The organism is Bombilactobacillus folatiphilus (assembly GCF_023380265.1).
Taxonomy (GTDB): domain Bacteria; phylum Bacillota; class Bacilli; order Lactobacillales; family Lactobacillaceae; genus Bombilactobacillus; species Bombilactobacillus folatiphilus.
In genome coordinates this window covers 453,579-470,008 of the sequence record NZ_CP093366.1, presented here as the reverse complement: position 1 = coordinate 470,008, position 16,430 = coordinate 453,579, and the positions used below count along the sequence as shown (strand labels likewise).

The window sequence follows — 16,430 nt, the reverse complement described above, 5'->3', positions numbered from 1 at the left end:
TTTTTTACGTCAAACCTACAATGAATTACTATACGTCCACGTCATCGTGCCGCTGTAATTGCCCAGCGGTTTATCATTGGAATTCAACCGAAAATGCTTATCCGACACATAGCTTGTCAAATCACTAATTCCTTGCGTGGTCAAACCGCTCGTCGTCAAATTGCTTGCAGTGCCATCGATTGATTGATACGTTCCAGAGGAATCCGTTCGGTATTCAATCAGCGCGTTCCCTGAATCCGGCCGCAAGTAAGCGTAAGCGCTCGTACGCAAATCTTGATTATACTTTACTTGCAGATAATACTGCTTACTGCTAGACGCCGAATAATGACTGAACTTCAACCGACCGTTTGTAGTGTTGTAAAACGGACTATCAAACACGCGCGGATTATGCCCAAAATCAATCACCTCAGGCACACGGACAAAATAATCTAAATCCTTGCGTTGCAACGATGTTGAAGCGGAAGTATTCGAAAGCGTCTGACCATTCATGGTCACATTGATGCCCACCGTATTATACGGTATCTTAATCGTACTTTCGTGTTTAGCTCCCGGTTCACCAGCCACCGGATCAGCCTTAGCTTTCGCGTTATAAGTCAAATCAAGCAAATCCCCGGGACTAAAATTGCCACTGGCCTTGGTGACCGTAATTTTGCCCGTGTTAGGATCGACCGTTGCCGAGGCCGCGGAACGATCACCATTTACCGTCACACTTGGTGCACTATTGCTAAAATCTAACCCCGCATTACGACTACTAAAAGTTACTGGCGATGTTAAGTTGTACATATTAGCTTCGTTTAATTGATATTGCATATGATATTGGAGAGTATCCCCCGGCACATACGTCGCCGAACTGGCATAATCACCGGTGTCTTTCGTGTTCTTCACGCCTAATGTCAATTTAGCGTCAAAAGCTTTGGTAATGGGAATCGTTAAATCCGGGGCAGCCGCCGTGACCGTCTGATGATCGCCCGTAGCATCTTGATTATCACCAGAAAAGCTGGTTTTAATCACCGCATTACCGACTGGCGCATCGGTGGCAATTGTAACGGGAAATTTGACCATATCACGATTGGCAGGACCATTTAATACTATCCCTGAACTAGAACCAGCTGGTACGACCATCTTGACTTGCCTAGTCGTGGCATTATAACTACCAGACAATACGACAGGAAGCCCTGAAAACCCAAGCGTAATCTGCTTGAGATCGTCTGCCGTCATCGACAGTCCTTGCGGCAAAGTCACATAAAAGGTCTTGGGCGTCAAACTACCCTTACCATCACTCTTATTTTCTAATTGCACTGTCAAATTCAATTGATCCCCCGGATGATTCCGGTGCGAAGAAGTCGCATTACTGTATCTTTGGGCCAATACCGGTTGGCGGCTCCTCTGGGCTCCAGCTCTAGCTCAGCTCGATGGCGCTGGGTTTCTTGGGGCGCAATTTGTTGTAAGGGCCACAATAATTCAAAATAGTTCATTGTCTGACCTGAATTTAACGCTGTGCCCTTCGGATAATTGCCGGCCTCTTCTCCAACATAATTATTAAAACTAGTCCCCTGACTCTTAATCAAATAGTCTAATAAACCGTCATAACCATAAGGTACAAAAACATCATGTTTTGGAAAATAACGATTAGGTCCATCGGCCACCTTAGTTCTCACCGTCACCTTTGATTGATTACCATTTGTGTATGCCGTGAAACCTTGATTATTCCCTAAGGCTGTGGGCACTAACGATCCATATGTGTCACCATAATAATCTACACCGTAAGCATAAGTCGCATTCGTCACATTTTTAACAAATAATTGATCATCAATTCCAAAACTTGAGCTCTTTGACGGCGTCAATAATTCCTCCATTAGAAAGGCATTCTGCGGAATATTTCCTCCCGTAACCCTCGTTCTAGATGAGTAATTTAACCATTTCACCCCCTGCACTTGCCCCGCTTGGTCTTTAATAAGATAAAATTTGCCTCGCGCATGGGGATTGTTGATCACTGTTTGCGTATCATGATATGGAGTTAACGTCAAGGATTCCTTAAAACTAACATTTTGAGCATCGACTGCGGGCCACAAACCATAATCTCCATCAAAAGTTAAATAACGATTCAGCAAAAACAATTCATGCCCATATTCAGAAATTTTCCCCACCAGCCCCTCTCTTTCTGAAGAGTCAAGAATTGTTGAATACGACCGCAACAACATCCCACTCAAACTATTATTGGCTAAATCAAACGATAAATTATGATCACTATTATCCGTGGGCATTGCCTGTTCTTCTTGCGTATATTCTGACGAATTAAAGCCATCATCAATCATATTAGGTGTAATTTCGGGTGGCGCGGTTTTCGTGGCCACTTTAGCTTGCACATTATGTATTGAAACTAAAAAAATCAAACTAGCAAAAATTAATAGGAGTGAACCCCCCCAGGATTTTCTTATGGTTTCTATTAGTTCCAGCTAATCGTGATGAATGATGAGACATTTTAACATACCGCTCCTGTTTTTGTTGGTATTTACACTTGTGAAATTAATTTCAGTTTAGTTGATTGCTGTGACGTTTGCAAATGGCTGAACAAGAGTCGAATTAAATCACGAGAATTATTGTTCACTAAAATGGCAATTTGATATAGTATTTTATTAAGAATAATTGCAGTAATTATTTTTTATCCAAAAAAGTCTATTTTTTTAATTGAATAATGTGTTATTAAATTTTATAAATCTTTTTTTGATTAATCGCTTTCAAAAGACACAAAAAAGAAGCTTAGTTTACCTAAGCTTCCCCTTGACTATTTTTTTGACTTAAATAAGAATGCTTCATCCCGTACGTGAAGTAAATAATTAAACCAACGACAAACCAACCGGCCGCATAGATTTTAGCTTCCTTGCTTAACCCTAAGAAGACCACCAACGAGCCTAAGAAACCTAACAGCGGCATCACTGGATACAGAGGCATCTTGAAGCTCGGATCTGGCAAATCTTTACCCTCACGCTTTCGTAAGCCGTAAATACCCAAAGTTACAAACATAAAGGCAATTAACGTTCCAGCTGAAATCAATTGTGATAATACGCCAAATGGGAAGATTGCTCCCACTAACACTGCGACAATCGTAATTAAGACCACTGCATGATTCGGACGCTTTTTCTGATCCAATTGACCTAACCATTTAGGTAATAAACCGTCCCGACCAAAGGAATAGACTAGACGCGAACCCGCCATCATCATACCGATTAACGCGGTGAACATTCCCACAACCGCAATAGCTTGCACAATCGCAGCAACGATACCAAAGCCACTGTGTCGTAAGGCCCAACCAACTGGTTCTGCGTTATTCGCATAAGCTGTATATTTGAACATCCCGACCAAAACCAATGAAACAGCAATAAACAGAGCCACGGCAATAATCAATGAACCCAGAATACCTCGCGGCATCGTCTTTTGGGGATTTTTGGCTTCCGCTGAATTAGCTGCAATTGAATCAAAACCGATATATGCTAAGAAAATCATCGAAACGCCCGCATAAATCCCTTGCCAACCACCAAACGCACTACCATCAGGATTCAAACGATATTTAGGAATGAATGGAACATAATTGTGCGGATGAATAGCCGTTAAACCAACAACAATAAATAACAAAATTGCTAAAACTTTGGCAACCACTAAAATATTTTCAACCTTAGAAGCTTTGGAGACACCTAAAGATAGTAACAGAGCTACCAAAATAATGACAATCGCTGCAATTAAGTCAATGCCTCCGCCGTCAGTTCCTAAAGGATTAGCCAACACTTTCGGTAATCGTAATCCTAAAGGTGCAATCAACCCTCGAAAATTGGCCGATAAACCTGAACCCACAAAAGCCACGGCAATAAAGTATTCCGCCAGTAATGCCCAACCGGCAACCCAGCCAAACACCTCACCAAAAATCACATTAATCCAAGAATAAGCCGAACCGGCGAAGGGCATTGCGGATGCCATTTCTGAATAAGCGAACGCCACTAACCCTGCTACCACAGCTGCTGCAAGAAAGGATAAAACAACTGCCGGCCCTGCATGTAACGCGGCCACGTCGCCCGGTAAAGTAAAGATTGCCGTCGAAACAATGGTCCCAACTCCTAACGCCAAAAAATCCTTGGTCGTTAATGTTTTCTCTAAATGTGAATCCTTCGTTTCATAAACGCTCGGATCCTCTTTGCGAAATATTCGTTCTTTAATACTCGCCATAATCGTGCCTCCAAATTAGTAATCAAATTAGAATATGGTGAATATTTTCTAACACAAAAATAGATTTGTCAACCGCTAGACAAATCTATTTTGCAATTTATTTAATTTACATCTCGTGCATCGGTTTTAAATCATACGTTTTAGGATGTTTGGGATCATACACTTCAATTTGCGCCATCATCCCTGTATCTTCATGTTCCAAAATATGGCAATGATACATAAAGATTCCTAGTACATCAAAGCACACGCGAATCCGCACCGTCTCGCCTGCATTGACACCAACTGTATCTTTAAATCCTGTTTCATTCGGATAAGGCACTTGTCCATTACGACTGATAATCTGAAAATGACAGCCGTGCATATGAAACGGGTGAATCATGCCTCCACAAGCGTCATTAGTATTTTTGACTTCCCAATCCACTGTTTGCCTGAATAATTGTTGACGATCAATCCGTGTCATATCAAAACGCTTGCCATCCAATAAAACTTCATCATCCATGCCCGACATCACGGTTGTCTGCAATTGACTGTCGGGATCAACTTGCCATTTGGGAACATCGAACAAATGATCAGGAATGGCTTGCGCCTTCTTCGTAAATTCATCCATCTCAAATGTGCATAACACCGCGTCATCAGACATTAATTGCACCCGATCGCCCGGTTGACAATCACTAAAATCCACCACAATTTCGGCACGTTCAGGAACTGTCAACATCAACCGGTCCAGATCAATAGCCTGCTCTAAAAAGCCACAATCACCCGCAATTTGGGTAAATCGACGACCATCATCAAAATGCAAACGAAATTCTCGACGATTAGCACTATTTAATAAGCGCAAACGTAACTGTGCGGTTGTGACTTTGAACACACCATTGACCGTCCCATTAACCAACGGTACCGTACCCAAAGTCCCATCAACATCATAATCGGCTTCATAATCCAGTTGATTATCATGATACGTCCGATCCTGCAAAATGATTGGCAAATCATCGACGCCATATTCTTGAGGAATTGGCAAATTTTTAGCATGTTCATCCGTCACAATCACCATTGCAGCCAGTCCTTGCCACACTTGACGCGCAGTGTTCGGACAAGGATGCGGATGCATCCAATCTGTTTGCGCACCTTCTTGATGCAAGGTAAACTCAATTTCGCGTGCTTCTCCCGGCATAATAGGCGCATGTGGTCCACCATCAGTAATTGGACCCGGAATATTTAAGCCGTGCCAATGTAATGTTGTCGTTTCTGGCAAATGATTTTCAATATGCACATGGTAATGCCAACCATCTTCTAAAATCAACGTTTGGCCCAATAAAGACGCATTATAACCCCAAGTCTGGGTCAATTTTCCAGGTAAAATCGCAGTTTCTCCAGTTTGCGCTACGATCGTATACCAAGCTTCATGACCTTGGACACGATCCGGCTGTAACACTGATGGCATTGCCAAAGCTTTTTCTGGCACAGCTGGCATCGCCAACTTCTTATAACCACCATCATGCAAATCATAGACATTCTCATCATAAAAATACTGCTGATAAAATGCTCGTTGTCCCAAACTGAACACTCCCTTAAATTTTTTATCATCAAGCAACGACATTATCATTCTACATGAAATGCTTCATGGTCACATCTGTCTCAACAAAACCCAACTTTTGATAAAGATGCCGTGCTTTTTGATTGTTCCCAAAAACATGCAAACCGACCTGTCGATAACCTAATTGCTGCATTTTTTGCAACACTAATTGCAAAGCTTGCTGACCCAAACCACGGTCTTGGAATGCCGGCAAAATCACAAAGTCATAGATAAATGCATACGGTTTGCTCGGTTGATCACTATCATAAACTTCCGCGAACCAAACGTAACCTATAATTTTTTGCGCTATGTTTTGAATCGTATAGAAAAAATTATGATACGTTTGTAAACCATCAGGCAACAATAACGTAAACTCATCTTGTGCACGCGACAAGGCTTCATCAGCTTTCCACAATTTTTCACTTACTTTCTGCCGAGCATATTCTTGACTTTGTGATTGACAAAATTGTTGGAATTGTTTTTCAGTCATTTTTTGTAGAGTTAAATGTTCATTAGCCATGACCTAACCTTCTTTGTTGAACTCCTAAGTTTTATCTCATAATAAACTAGTAATTATGATTTGTTCCAGTTAAAATATTCATATTGAGTAAGGAGACGAATGTATGGAAACCACTATCAACATCATTGTACCTTGTTTCAATGAGGAAGAAACAGTCGAATTGTTTTATCAAGCTATCCAACAAACTTTTGAACAATTACCCAACTATCATCCGGTCATCATTTTTATTAATGATGGCTCCACAGATCACACTTTACCAAAATTACGTCAATTACAACACAATAAAGCTGTCGAAAATCATTATTTATCATTTTCGCGGCAATTTGGCAAAGAAGCTGGCATGTATGCTGGTTTAAAGGTGTCCCAAGGCGAATTAGTTACAATTATGGACGCTGATTTGCAAGATCCACCATCAATGTTGGTCGAAATGATCCATCTTTTAGAAACAACCAATTATGATTGTATTGGCACGATGCGTCAGGACCGCAGTGGTGAACCAGTTATTCGTTCCTTCTTCTCCAATTTATTTTACAAAATTATCAACAAAATTTCTGACATTGAGATTATTCCCGGTGCCCGCGATTTTCGCTTGATGCGACGCAATATGGTCGATGCCATTTTAGAAATGACCGAGTACAATCGTTTTTCCAAAGGAATTTTTTCATGGGTTGGTTTCAAAACTAAATACTTACCTTACCAAAATGTACAACGTGTCGCCGGCAAAACCAGCTGGAATTTTTGGAGCTTGTTAAAATACTCCATGGAAGGTATTACCGATTTTTCCACAGTACCCCTGACCATCGCTATTTGGTTAGGTTTACTCGTTATGTCAATTTCTTTTGCCGCACTAATATTTATTGTTGTTCGTTCAGCTATTTTTGGCAATCCTACCAAAGGCTGGTCGTCACTACTGTCGTTCATTCTCTTTTTAGGTGGAATGCAGCTTTTCTTCTTAGGAATTATCGGCAATTACATTGGCAAAATTTTTCTCGAAGTTAAGCATCGTCCCTTATATATTATTCAAGAAAAAAAATAACAGCCCCCTCGGCTGTTATTTTTTTGATTTTTATTTTATAAACGTTGATTTAATTCTTGACCCAAACTTTCAAAGCCCGGTTTACCTAATAAAGCAAACATATTCTTCTTATAAGCTTCGACACCAGGCTGATTAAACGGATTAATACCATTCAAATAACCTGAAATCCCAATCGCAATTTCGAAGAAATAAATTAAATAACCCAAAGTAAAGGCATCTTGTTGTGGAATTTTGACACTCATCACCGGCACTCCGCCATCAGTATGCGCCAAAACAACACCTTCATAGGCTTTTTTGTTGACATAATCCATCGTCTTGCCTTCAAGATACTGCAAACCATCTAAATTATCATTTTCCTGTGGAATTTCCAGATCATGCCGTGGTTGATCAATCATGACTACTGTTTCCATTAAATTACGCAAACCTTCTTGAATATATTGTCCCAAAGAATGCAAATCCGTGGAAAAGTTAGCAGAAGCTGGGAAAATACCCTTTTGATCTTTACCTTCGGATTCACCAGCCAATTGCTTCCACCATTCACCAAAATATTGTAAATTAGGTTCATAATTTTCTAATAATTCAATCGTATAACCCTTGCGATACAAGATATTACGTAAAGCAGCATATTTATAGGCGTCATTTTTTTGGACATCAGGATCTTGATAATCTTCGCGCGCAGCGGCTGCTCCTTGCATCAACTGGTCAATATCAATCCCTGCCACGGCAATGGGCAACAAACCGACCGCTGATAAAACTGAAAAACGTCCGCCAATATCATCAGGTACAACAAATTCTTCATAACCTTCAGCATCAGCTTCGGTCTTCAAAGCACCTTTTTGACGATCAGTTGTTGCATAAATCCGCTTTTTAGCTTCTGCTTCACCGTATTTTTGGATTAACTTAGCTTTTAGCACACGAAACGCAATCGAAGGTTCCGTAGTAGTTCCTGATTTAGAAATCACATTAATACTAAAATCACGGTCACCAATCACTTCTAACAAATCTGATAAATAATTAGGACTAATCGAATTCCCACAGAAGTACACTTCAGGAACTTTACGATCATTATGAATGTTATAAAAACTACTACTTAAAAAATCAATCGCGGCGCGCGCACCCAAATAAGAACCACCAATGCCGATCCCCACGAAGACTTCAGAATCCTTTTGAATTTTTTGGGCAGCTTGCTTGATGCGAGCAAATTCATCTTTGTCATAAGCAACTGGCAAATCCAAAAAGCCGCGGAAATCTTTACCCGCACCGGTTCCAGCCCGTAATTCTTGATCTGCAGCTGTTACTAAAGGTTGCATTTCCGCTAATTCATTATCGTGAACGAATGTACCTAATTTAGAATCATCAAATTGAATATGTGCCACTATATTACCTCCAAATTTTTAATAATTAAGTAACCACGCCCAAATTATAGCATAATCTAAGACACATCAATCAAAATCTTAATCCTATCTTAAGGGTCGCTTACAATAGATCAGATACCCAATTGTCGTACCCAAGGTATTAAAAATCACATCATCAATATCACTGACCCCTGTGAACAAAATAAATTGTAAACTTTCAATTAAAACGGATAATAGAAAACCTTGAAGAATAATTTGCCAACCTCGATACGGTTTTTGAATAATTTTTGGACGTAAATATCCAAACGGCACAAACCACAAAATATTTCCGCCCAAATTATATAATAAGTCCACAATTGATTTGCCATGTTGCAGTTTCCAAGTTTCCACCAGCGGTATCAGATTAATCTGCGTTAAGGAACGATGTAAGTATAAATGAAAATCCCACGGAAAATAACCCTGTCGAAATACTGTTAAACAAAATAATAAAAGTAAGTAAATTGTAAAAATAAACAGATTGAATTCATGGCGCCATGTTGTTTTTGATGGGTGAAATTTGCGCCAAATGATCCGCAAAACGACAAACAACAGCATATAAAAAATTGTTTTATCCAAACTGACGAAAATTAAGCGAATTAATGGAAAATGATTAATTCGCCCAGCCCAATGATTATAGACCTGCTGATATATTGAATTTAAGAAAATCATCGAGAACCTCACCGTCAGGATTGTAAAATGTTAAAATTATGATTGATTATAATTACGGAGTGAAATTTATTTATGTCAACTTTAAAACATATTGGTTCAAAAAAAAGCGGTTGGATCATGATTTTAACCGGTGCGCTGTGGGTGAAAACCGTGATCGCCTACTACTGGGACTTCACCATGGGAGCAGCGGATATCTATCAACATTTTCTTTTAATCATTAATCCGATTGCTTCGACGATCTTACTATTGAGCATAGCGCTTTATTTTAAAAAGCCCAAAGTTTCGTACAGCGTAGCTTTTGTGATTTATCTGATCGAAACTATTTTACTTTATAGTAACATCTTGTATTACCGCGAATTCAGTGATTTTATCAGTATTAGCACAATCATGAGTGTCGGCAAAGTTGCCAAGGGGCTGGGCAACAGTGCTCTAGCCATGGTTAAGCCCCACGATTGGATCTATTTTGTGGATCTTATCATCTTGCTGATTTTACTTTTGGCCAAAAAAATCAAGCTGGATCCGCATCCAACTAGCAAGTTGCAGGCCTTTAGCGTCACCAGTCTAGGTATCTTATTAATGGCTGGTAATATATTTTTAGCAGAATTAAGTCGTCCACAATTATTAGTGCGGACTTTTGATCGAACTTATATTGTCAAATATTTAGGCTTAAACTCTTTTTTAGCTTATGATAGCATTAAAACTGCTCAAAGTAATAATCTACGCTCTGGCGCTCAAGGTGCCAATATGGATCCTGTATTAGCCTATACCAAACAACATGATGCTGCACCAAATCCTAAATATGAAGGCGTGGCTAAGGGTAAAAATGTCATTGTGATCCATTTGGAAAGTTTTCAACAATTTTTGATTGATAGCAAAGTTAAAGGGCAAGAGGTTACACCATTTTTAAATAGTTTATATCACTCTGACAATACGTTGGCATTTTCGAACTTTTTTCACGAAGTCGGTCAGGGTAAAACTAGCGATGCCGAAACGATGCTGGAAACGGGCTTGTTTGGTTTACCAGAAGGATCATTTTTTACTAGCTTGGGTTCTAACAACACTTTTCAAGCAGCACCTGCCATTTTAAGCCAGCAAAAAGGCTATACAAGTGCGGTATTCCACGGTAATATTGGATCATTTTGGAGTCGTGACACTGTTTACAAAAATATGGGTTATAACTACTTTTTTGACCAAAAATATTTCCAACAAACGCCGGATAGTAACACATACTGGGGCAGCAAAGATAAATTATTATTTTCTGAAAGTGCCAAATATTTAGAACAATTACAACAGCCTTTTTACGCTAAATTTTTAACAGTCTCCAATCACAATCCCTTTGAATTGTCTGATAGCGATCTAGACGGTTTTCAAAAACCAGATACATCTAACACGATGGTCAATAATTACTTTGGCACCGTTCATTATTTAGATGAAGCTGTTCACGAATTCTTCAACTATTTGAAAGCTAGCGGTCTTTATGACAATTCCATTATCATTTTATATGGCGATCATTTTGGCCTGAATGAAGGTGATGAAAAAGATTTAGCTCCCATCTTGAATCGTGACCCCAAAACATGGAATCAATTCGATCACACACAGTTACAACGCGTACCATTTATGATTCACATGCCCAATCTAAAAGGTGGCGTTCAAAAGCAATATGGCGGTGAAATTGATGTTTTGCCAACACTTCTGCATTTGTTAGGCATCAGTACTAAACCATATGTGTTAATGGGTAACGACCTGCTTTCACCACAGCATGATCAAAATGTCGTTTTCCGCAATCGATCGTTCGTCACTCCTAAGTATACAGTCATGAACAATAACAACAAATTAACGATTTATAAAAACAGTACTGGTGATTTGATCAGTGATCCCTCTCTGGCATTAACCAAAAAAATGAAACGGATTGCTAAACAAAAAACAAACGAGCTAAACCTCTCTGACAGTGTCAATAAAACGAATCTGCTGCGATTCTATACCCCGAAGGGATTCACCCCAGTTAATCCTAAAGATTACAATTATCAAAACGAATTCCAGCAATTAATTAAGGTCCGCGATTCGTTAGGTGTTGACTCAACCAGTTTATATTCTAAACGTGGTAATAAATCTTCAACTGATTTATACAAAACAGATGCACCAGAATTACAAGATGACGATAGTCCATTGTATGAAGTTCCACAAAAATAAGAGTTGCCATCAAAGGCAGCTCTTATTTTTTATCATTTATTAACCAATTAATTTTTTAATAGTTGTTTGCACCGCCGTTTGTTCAGCAGACACCAATTGTACGCGTGCTTGAATGGCTTGGATATCCATCTTAATTTCACGTCCCAAACCGGGAATTTCTACTTTTGGTGTGAAGAATTCTTCAAATTCTTTCAAACGTGCATCAGTCGCAAAAGCATTTGCTGTGACCGTAATATAAGTGGTAAATTCCATATCACCACCTAATTTTTCTGCTAGCCACAGCCAATTGGTCCGCAACCAATCCCAAGCTAATTGTTGCCCATCTGAATTTTTGAGCAAGTAATTGTACCAAGTCCGCAAATCTTGTGGCTTAATAACTTTACTATTTTGAAATAGCTGAATCAAGCGTTCAATTTGTACCTTTTGTGTTGTCTTAGTCACCGCATAAGCCAAATCTTGTTTTAAACTACCGTCACTAGCTGTTTGATACAAGTCCAGTAACCGCGCCATTAACGCGGACGAATTGTAGTTTTGAACTTCATTGGCTAACAACAATGCCCGAGTAGCTGCAGGCAAAGCTCCTAAGTGGGCCATATTTTGCTGAACAATTTGATGTCCTTGTTCAATGATATCTGCATTCTGGCCATACAAAGCCGCTTGTAGCACGTCAGGACGTGTCAATTCATCATCGTTACTTTCTAAATCCTGAGCTTGCCAAGTTAATCGTTTGGCCGCAGGAGCGCTGAGTTGTTGATACAATTGTTGTAATTGCGTTGTAGCTTTTGCATCATCCTGAACAAATTTCTTCAACTGACCCAAAATTTGATACAACATGGCATTCACGATACTGGAATGACTTTGGACAAATTTAGGCAACAATACAAGCACATCCGCATAAGCCACTTGTTGAGCTTCCGCCAACAAGGCCAAATCATGCAGTAATTGCCGTTGCGTAATCGCATCTAATCGGTCCACGTCAGCTAAAATCTCTGCTAATAATGTAGCATCATAATCCACGATAAAATGCGACTTATTGCCAATATTTAAGCGGAATGGCTGCTGCTCTTGTGCTCGTAAAGTTTGATAATCACCCAAATCTAATCGCGATTCTGTCATCAAAGCAGGCACCTGCGCAAAATTACTTTGCAACGGAATTTGCCATTGACGATTGTTAGTCTGACCGTTACCAATGAAAAATTGCTCCTGATTTAAAATTAAATGTCCATCTTGAATTTGAGCATGGACTACTGGATAACCAGGCTGCTCCAACCAAGTCTGCATAATCGTTGCCAAATCAATTTGTGCTGCTTGCCCCAATGCTTGCCACAAATCTTGGCCAATTGCATTACCAAATTGATGTTCCTGAAAATAATTTTTCAGCCCCTGACGCAGGGCTTGATCACCAATCAACGATCGAACCATCACTAACATGCGAGCGCCTTTAGCATAGACAATCGCACTATCAAAAATTGAATCAATTTCAGCTGGATGTTCCACTTGAACATGAACTGGTTGCACACCATCAGTTGCATCACGCTGTAAGGCTGCAGGCACTTCGGCCGTCTGGAACAATTCCCAAACATGCCACTCAGGCTCCAACGCGTCAATTGCAACATACTCCATCATATTAGCAAAACTTTCGTTCAACCATAAATCATCCCACCACTGCATTGTTACTAGATCGCCAAACCATTGATGGGCTAGTTCGTGCGCGATGACCGTGGCCACATATTCTTTCGTATCTAAGGAAGCATTATCTGGATCTAATAACAAACAAGTTTCCCGATAGGTGACTAAGCCCCAATTTTCCATCGCACCGGCGGAAAAATCTGGCAAAGCCAGCTGCAAAGATTGTGGCAAGGGATATGGTGTCTGATAAAAGTCTTCATAAAATTCAATGGCTCGCTTAGCAATATCCACCGCAAAAGTTAATTCTTTCGCCAAATGCGCTTTTGTTGCAAAAACTCCTACCTGCACGCCACTAGCCGTTTTCGTAAATTGCCCCTGCAACTCACCAAAAGCAAAAGCGACCAAATAAGTGGACATTTTGACAGTGGTTGCAAAATAATGGATGCCTTGTGCCACATGATCTTCAGGCATATTACTAATAACAGTTTCGCCATCATGTTCATCAAATTTAATTGCCAAACTAAAGGTCGCCTTTGCCGCTGGTTCATCAACACACGGAAACGCCTGTCTAGCTGCGGTTGTTTCAAATTGCGTCCCCACAATCTGCTTTTCAACGCCATCAACTTGATAATACGACGGATAAATACCCATCATCGTATCCGTCAATGGAGCTTGATATTGTATTTTAATTTGCACCGACCCCGGCTCAATTGATGAAACAATCACCGCTTCATTCTTTTCATCAAGTTGATAATCAGCTGTTTGACCATTAACTTGCACTTGTTGAATTTGTAAATACTTTTGATGCAATTTAATTTCTGAACTCAAAGCCTCACCAGTAATCGTTGTTTGACCTTGAATATCCTTTGTTGCCCGATTAACATCCAAGTACAAGTCGTAATGCTCCGGATGAAAATTATCATAAAATCTTGCTGCCATTAAATTATCCCACCAATCATTAAAGTGAATTTATTATAATATAGGATGGTCTTGCAACCAACGCCTAATTTTGGTCAGTATCGTTTGCCCGAATAACTTCTTGATCGTAAAAAGTTAACGTAAAAGTTGTGCCTTGTTCCAAATGACTACGAACTTGAATTTTGCCATGATGTTGCTGCATTAATTGATGAACAATTGCCAAACCTAGTCCAGATTCGCCATATTTAGTATTTTTTCTAGATGGATCTGCTTTATAATATCGTTCCCAAATATTTTTAACTTGATCCGAACTCATCCCAATACCATTGTCACTGATCGTAATTAACACTGCATGTTGCTGGTCATCGTGCCAAGCTTTAATCGTAATTAAGCCTTGATTCGTAAATTGAATAGCATTTTGCGTAATGTTAAACACAATCTGAATAAATCGATCATAGTCAGCATAGATTTGTAAATCATCGGGAGCCTGTAATACCAATTGATCTTGTGACGTCGTCGCCTTTTCTTGTAATTGCGACACAATATTTTGCAAACAATCTTGTACATCAAAACTACGTTGATGTAAAGGAATCTGATTAGTCCGAATTTTTTCATAATCTAAATTTTCATTGACTAAACGGATTAATCGCTTCGTTTCATTGCGCATTAATTGAATACTCTGACCACGATTTTCCGCAGGAATTGCATCATAAGCCAATCCTTCCAGCAAACCATTGATTGTCGTCAATGGTGTCCTCATCTCGTGCGACGCATCGGCCATAAAATCCTTGCGACGTTGCTCTTGACGCTTGATTTCTTGATCATAATCCTGCAAAGAAATCGTCATCGCATTAAAATCGTGCGCCAAATCATCTAATTCATCTTGACCATCAGTAGCAATCTTGACATCAAAATCACCACCAGCCACTTGCTTAGTCGCCTGTCGCAATTTATCAATCCGTTTAACCTGCCAATTAGCCAAAAACCAACTCAAAACCAACGCGATAAAGACAGAAACTAATAGCGCTACTAGCAAATTACGTTTAATGGTATTAATATTGGTTTCCACTGCCGAAACTTCTGAACCAGCCAACAAAATTGCGACCATTTTATTATCCTGGTCAAACCAAGGTTTCATAATATAGGTCATCGGTCGCTTATGGTAAACTCGTGGACGCGACCTTTCCGTGCTATTACGCTCGCGAATCGTATTGCCCTTGCGCAATAGGGCTAACGTCTTAGCATCAATCAGCGGTTGCGATGTTCGATTAGGATACAGTTCCCGACCAATTTTATCAAACAGCACAAAATTAACTTTTTGATCTGCCAAAATATCCTGCATATCATCTAAAGTTTCCGTTGTAATATTATCAATAGTTCCGGTACGCGGATCTACCCTGAGAGCCATTTTTTGTAAATTATCTGAATAGCCCTCTAATTGCATCCACGTCTGTCGATAAGCCATACTCTCACTGTAACTATAAATTGCAATGGAAATGACACCTAAACAAGTTCCCACAACCACCAAAAAACCCAACATATATTGATAAATCAGCTTCATGATGTTGCCAAATCCGAATCATCAAACTTGTAACCCACACCCCACACGGTTTGAATGACTTGTGGGCCAACTTGTTCAATTTTTTGACGCAGTTTTTTAATATGCGCATCCACGGTCCGTTCATCGCCAAAATAGTCATAACCCCAAACCTGTTGCAATAACTGCTCTCGTGAAAAAACTTGCCGTGGTTTATTCGCCAAAGTTTTTAATAAATCGAACTCCTTGGGCGTCAAATTCGGAATTTCTTGATCAAACAAATATGCTTCTCGCGTACCACTATTTAGACCAAAGTGTTTTGTTTGAACATCAAACTTTTTATCCGTGGCTAACTCCGCAGGCTTTTGATCACCTGACTCAAAGTGTCGATGCAAAGCCTTAATCCGCGCAATCAAAGTAATTGGACTAAACGGTTTGGTCACATATTCATCCGCAAACTCTAATCCCAAGACTTGATCACTTTCAGAATCTCTGGCTGTCAGCATGATAATCGGTACCGAAGCTGACTTTTGCCGGATTTCTTTGGCTACCTCCATGCCATCTTTTCCCGGCAAATTCAAATCTAACGTAATCAAATCCCAAGATACCGGATCCTGATTGAACAAATCCATTGCTTCATTACCATCATAAGCAAAAGTTACATCCCAATCTTCTTTTTGAAAAAACATCGACATCATTTCTGAAACAGACTTGCTGTCTTCAATCATTAATAACTTCATAACCTT

The 16,430-nt window shown here is 39.7% G+C and carries 12 protein-coding genes; 2 read left to right on the top strand and 10 right to left on the bottom strand.

The features are described 5' to 3' along the window. Nucleotides 1-15: 15 nt before the first annotated feature. The 5 genes from MOO45_RS02375 to MOO45_RS02355 all read right to left on the bottom strand — a co-directional run bounded on the left by MOO45_RS02375 (nt 16) and on the right by MOO45_RS02355 (nt 6,311). Nucleotides 16-1,368 (bottom strand): hypothetical protein, encoded by a 1,353-nt coding sequence (locus MOO45_RS02375; protein WP_249514795.1) that lies wholly within the window; start codon nt 1,366-1,368, stop codon nt 16-18. Further along, nucleotides 1,308-2,354: a hypothetical protein gene (locus MOO45_RS02370; RefSeq protein ID WP_249514794.1), complete on the bottom strand. Its 1,047-nt coding sequence runs from the start codon at nt 2,352-2,354 to the stop codon at nt 1,308-1,310. The genes MOO45_RS02375 and MOO45_RS02370 overlap by 61 nt, the downstream gene beginning before the upstream one ends. A gap of 415 nt (nt 2,355-2,769) precedes the next feature. Continuing rightward, on the bottom strand, nt 2,770-4,218 hold the full coding sequence (locus MOO45_RS02365) for an APC family permease (RefSeq protein ID WP_249514793.1): 1,449 nt from the start codon (nt 4,216-4,218) through the stop codon (nt 2,770-2,772). Nucleotides 4,219-4,324: 106 nt separating this feature from the next. After that, nucleotides 4,325-5,782: a multicopper oxidase family protein gene (locus tag MOO45_RS02360; protein WP_396022422.1), complete on the bottom strand. Its 1,458-nt coding sequence runs from the start codon at nt 5,780-5,782 to the stop codon at nt 4,325-4,327. Nucleotides 5,783-5,822: 40 nt separating this feature from the next. Continuing rightward, nucleotides 5,823-6,311 (bottom strand): GNAT family N-acetyltransferase, encoded by a 489-nt coding sequence (locus MOO45_RS02355; RefSeq protein ID WP_249514791.1) that lies wholly within the window; start codon nt 6,309-6,311, stop codon nt 5,823-5,825. Nucleotides 6,312-6,414: 103 nt separating this feature from the next. Here MOO45_RS02355 and MOO45_RS02350 point away from each other — a divergent pair, with 103 nt between their 5' ends. After that, nucleotides 6,415-7,347, top strand: coding sequence for a glycosyltransferase family 2 protein (locus tag MOO45_RS02350; protein ID WP_249514790.1), 933 nt, complete (start codon nt 6,415-6,417; stop codon nt 7,345-7,347). A 35-nt stretch (nt 7,348-7,382) separates the two neighbouring features. Here MOO45_RS02350 and MOO45_RS02345 read toward each other — a convergent pair whose 3' ends face one another. Together MOO45_RS02345 and MOO45_RS02340 are read right to left on the bottom strand one after the other, a co-directional pair. Then, nucleotides 7,383-8,723, bottom strand: a complete 1,341-nt coding sequence (locus MOO45_RS02345; RefSeq protein WP_249514789.1) for a glucose-6-phosphate isomerase — start codon at nt 8,721-8,723, stop codon at nt 7,383-7,385. 84 nt (nt 8,724-8,807) lie between these two features. After that, nucleotides 8,808-9,410 (bottom strand): VanZ family protein, encoded by a 603-nt coding sequence (locus MOO45_RS02340; RefSeq protein ID WP_249514788.1) that lies wholly within the window; start codon nt 9,408-9,410, stop codon nt 8,808-8,810. 72 nt (nt 9,411-9,482) lie between these two features. On the opposite strand from MOO45_RS02340, the gene MOO45_RS02335 reads away from it, so the two are divergent. After that, the gene (locus tag MOO45_RS02335) at nt 9,483-11,600 is read left to right on the top strand and encodes an LTA synthase family protein (protein ID WP_249514787.1); all 2,118 of its coding nucleotides are present in this window, start codon (nt 9,483-9,485) and stop codon (nt 11,598-11,600) included. 39 nt (nt 11,601-11,639) lie between these two features. Here the strand turns inward: MOO45_RS02335 and MOO45_RS02330 are convergent, their stop codons facing one another. The 3 genes from MOO45_RS02330 to MOO45_RS02320 form a co-directional block, all read right to left on the bottom strand. Then, nucleotides 11,640-14,168 carry a M1 family metallopeptidase gene (locus MOO45_RS02330; protein WP_249514786.1) on the bottom strand — a complete coding sequence of 843 codons (2,529 nt, stop codon included), beginning with the start codon at nt 14,166-14,168 and terminating at the stop codon, nt 11,640-11,642. A gap of 64 nt (nt 14,169-14,232) precedes the next feature. After that, nucleotides 14,233-15,708 carry a sensor histidine kinase gene (locus MOO45_RS02325; protein ID WP_249514785.1) on the bottom strand — a complete coding sequence of 492 codons (1,476 nt, stop codon included), beginning with the start codon at nt 15,706-15,708 and terminating at the stop codon, nt 14,233-14,235. Further along, nucleotides 15,705-16,424, bottom strand: a complete 720-nt coding sequence (locus MOO45_RS02320; protein ID WP_249514784.1) for a response regulator transcription factor — start codon at nt 16,422-16,424, stop codon at nt 15,705-15,707. The genes MOO45_RS02325 and MOO45_RS02320 overlap by 4 nt, the downstream gene beginning before the upstream one ends. Nucleotides 16,425-16,430 lie beyond the last annotated feature (6 nt).